The organism is Nocardia sp. CNY236 (assembly GCF_000482385.1).
GTDB lineage: Bacteria > Actinomycetota > Actinomycetes > Mycobacteriales > Mycobacteriaceae > Nocardia.
The window spans coordinates 98544-99246 of sequence record NZ_KI519397.1; the positions used below are offsets into that span (position 1 = coordinate 98544).

Sequence of the window (703 nt, forward strand, 5' to 3'; positions counted from 1 at the left end):
GTTGCCAACCCTCGTAGGGCTGATGAGGACATGCCGCTGGGCCGCTACGTCATCGAACGCTCGGCGTTGCCAACCCTCGTAGGGCTGATGAGGACTCATCGGTCGCCTCCAGGGATCACCGCGCGCATGCTCAGTTGCCAACCCTCGTAGGGCTGATGAGGACGCGGGTGGTGTCGGTTTGGCGGGGTGTGGTTTGCCGTTGCCAACCCTCGTAGGGCTGATGAGGACATGGGCCGCCGCCGCGGTGAACCGCTCGTGCGAATCGTGTTGCCAACCCTCGTAGGGCTGATGAGGACCGACACCGGCCGCGGCCGCGCTGGCCGAGGCACCATGTTGCCAACCCTCGTAGGGCTGATTGTCGCATCCGGCTGAATACTGACCCTCTGGTTCCGGGTGAATATTGACCCACCCGTGAACGATCATGAGGTGTTGAACGTGGAGGACTGGGCGGAGATCCGCCGGTTGCATCGCTCGGAGGGTATGGCGATCCGGGCGATAGCTCGCCGGTTGAAGATCTCGAAGAACACGGTGAAGAAGGCGCTGGCGGCGCATGAGCCGCCGCGATATCGGCGCAAGCCGAAGGGTTCGGTGGTCGATGAGTTCGAGCCGGCGATCCGGGAGTTGCTGGCGGAGTTTCCCGATATGCCGACGACGGTGATCATGGAGCGGGTCGGCTGGCAACGGGGCCGGACAGTGTTCTTCG

The 703-nt window shown here is 63.9% G+C and carries 1 protein-coding gene and 1 CRISPR repeat array; the gene reads left to right on the forward strand.

The annotated features are described in order from the left end of the window. Positions 1 to 362: direct repeats of the CRISPR family, unit length 30 nt; unit sequence GTTGCCAACCCTCGTAGGGCTGATGAGGAC. Between the two features lie 64 nt (positions 363 to 426). Next, positions 427 to 703, forward strand: a 277-nt coding sequence (locus tag K940_RS0126365; protein WP_155980863.1) for a helix-turn-helix domain-containing protein, incomplete at its 3' end; no start/stop codon positions are given.